The sequence below is a fragment of the Pseudomonas sp. 15C genome (genome assembly GCF_055484735.1).
In genome coordinates, this window is sequence record NZ_JBUDGD010000117.1 from 1 (window position 1) to 3,088 (window position 3,088).

General features: G+C 51.2%; 1 rRNA gene. It reads right to left on the reverse strand.

The features are described from left to right. Window positions 1-26: 26 nt before the first annotated feature. Window positions 27-2,920, reverse strand: a 23S ribosomal RNA gene (locus ACYYKW_RS26435). Window positions 2,921-3,088: the final 168 nt, after the last annotated feature.

Sequence of the window (3,088 nt, forward strand, 5' to 3'; positions counted from 1 at the left end):
TTCGACGCAAATTGCTTGGGTGTTATATGGTCAAGCCTCACGGGCAATTAGTATTGGTTAGCTCAACGCCTCACAGCGCTTACACACCCAACCTATCAACGTCGTAGTCTTCGACGGCCCTTCAGGGAACTCAAGGTTCCAGTGAGATCTCATCTTGAGGCAAGTTTCCCGCTTAGATGCTTTCAGCGGTTATCTTTCCCGAACATAGCTACCCGGCAATGCCACTGGCGTGACAACCGGAACACCAGAGGTTCGTCCACTCCGGTCCTCTCGTACTAGGAGCAGCCCCTCTCAAATCTCAAACGTCCACGGCAGATAGGGACCGAACTGTCTCACGACGTTCTAAACCCAGCTCGCGTACCACTTTAAATGGCGAACAGCCATACCCTTGGGACCGGCTTCAGCCCCAGGATGTGATGAGCCGACATCGAGGTGCCAAACACCGCCGTCGATATGAACTCTTGGGCGGTATCAGCCTGTTATCCCCGGAGTACCTTTTATCCGTTGAGCGATGGCCCTTCCATACAGAACCACCGGATCACTAAGACCTACTTTCGTACCTGCTCGACGTGTCTGTCTCGCAGTCAAGCGCGCTTTTGCCTTTATACTCTACGACCGATTTCCGACCGGTCTGAGCGCACCTTCGTACTCCTCCGTTACTCTTTAGGAGGAGACCGCCCCAGTCAAACTACCCACCATACACTGTCCTCGATCCGGATAACGGACCTGAGTTAGAACCTCAAAGTTGCCAGGGTGGTATTTCAAGGATGGCTCCACGCGAACTGGCGTCCACGCTTCAAAGCCTCCCACCTATCCTACACAAGCAAATTCAAAGTCCAGTGCAAAGCTATAGTAAAGGTTCACGGGGTCTTTCCGTCTAGCCGCGGATACACTGCATCTTCACAGCGATTTCAATTTCACTGAGTCTCGGGTGGAGACAGCGCCGCCATCGTTACGCCATTCGTGCAGGTCGGAACTTACCCGACAAGGAATTTCGCTACCTTAGGACCGTTATAGTTACGGCCGCCGTTTACCGGGGCTTCGATCAAGAGCTTCGCGTTAGCTAACCCCATCAATTAACCTTCCGGCACCGGGCAGGCGTCACACCCTATACGTCCACTTTCGTGTTTGCAGAGTGCTGTGTTTTTAATAAACAGTCGCAGCGGCCTGGTATCTTCGACCGGCATGAGCTTACGGAGCAAGTCCTTCACCCTCACCGGCGCACCTTCTCCCGAAGTTACGGTGCCATTTTGCCTAGTTCCTTCACCCGAGTTCTCTCAAGCGCCTTGGTATTCTCTACCCAACCACCTGTGTCGGTTTGGGGTACGGTTCCTGGTTACCTGAAGCTTAGAAGCTTTTCTTGGAAGCATGGCATCAACCACTTCGTCACCCAAAGGGTAACTCGTCATCAGCTCTCGGCCTTAAGATCCCGGATTTACCTAAGATCTCAGCCTACCACCTTAAACTTGGACAACCAACGCCAAGCTGGCCTAGCCTTCTCCGTCCCTCCATCGCAATAACCAGAAGTACAGGAATATTAACCTGTTTTCCATCGACTACGCTTTTCAGCCTCGCCTTAGGGACCGACTAACCCTGCGTCGATTAACGTTGCGCAGGAAACCTTGGTCTTTCGGCGTGGGTGTTTTTCACACCCATTGTCGTTACTCATGTCAGCATTCGCACTTCTGATACCTCCAGCAAGCTTCTCAACTCACCTTCACAGGCTTACAGAACGCTCCTCTACCGCATCATCCGAAGATGATACCCGTAGCTTCGGTGTATGGTTTGAGCCCCGTTACATCTTCCGCGCAGGCCGACTCGACTAGTGAGCTATTACGCTTTCTTTAAAGGGTGGCTGCTTCTAAGCCAACCTCCTAGCTGTCTAAGCCTTCCCACATCGTTTCCCACTTAACCATAACTTTGGGACCTTAGCTGACGGTCTGGGTTGTTTCCCTTTTCACGACGGACGTTAGCACCCGCCGTGTGTCTCCCATGCTCGGCACTTGTAGGTATTCGGAGTTTGCATCGGTTTGGTAAGTCGGGATGACCCCCTAGCCGAAACAGTGCTCTACCCCCTACAGTGATACATGAGGCGCTACCTAAATAGCTTTCGAGGAGAACCAGCTATCTCCGAGCTTGATTAGCCTTTCACTCCGATCCACAGGTCATCCGCTAACTTTTCAACGGTAGTCGGTTCGGTCCTCCAGTCAGTGTTACCTAACCTTCAACCTGCCCATGGATAGATCGCCCGGTTTCGGGTCTATTCCCAGCGACTAGACGCCCTATTAAGACTCGCTTTCGCTACGCCTCCCCTATTCGGTTAAGCTCGCCACTGAAAATAAGTCGCTGACCCATTATACAAAAGGTACGCAGTCACCCAACAAAGTGGGCTCCCACTGCTTGTACGCATACGGTTTCAGGATCTATTTCACTCCCCTCTCCGGGGTTCTTTTCGCCTTTCCCTCACGGTACTAGTTCACTATCGGTCAGTCAGTAGTATTTAGCCTTGGAGGATGGTCCCCCCATATTCAGACAAAGTTTCTCGTGCTCCGTCCTACTCGATTTCATGACTAAGAGATTTTCGCGTACAGGGCTATCACCCACTATGGCCGCACTTTCCAGAGCGTTCCGCTAATCTCAAAGCCACTTAAGGGCTAGTCCCCGTTCGCTCGCCACTACTAAGGGAATCTCGGTTGATTTCTTTTCCTCAGGGTACTTAGATGTTTCAGTTCCCCTGGTTCGCCTCTTGCACCTATGTATTCAGTACAAGATAACCATCTTGTGATGGCTGGGTTCCCCCATTCAGACATCTCCGGATCAAAGTCTGTTTGCCGACTCCCCGAAGCTTTTCGCAGGCTACCACGTCTTTCATCGCCTCTGACTGCCAAGGCATCCACCGTATGCGCTTCTTCACTTGACCATATAACCCCAAGCAATCTGGTTATACTGTGAAGACGACATTCGCCGAAAATTCGAATTTCTCAACTAAGAGAACTCACAAATTTTACCTTAGCCTGATCCGTTACCAGTGAAAGTAACGTTCAGTCTATCTTTCTATCACATACCCAAATTTTTAAAGAACGATCTA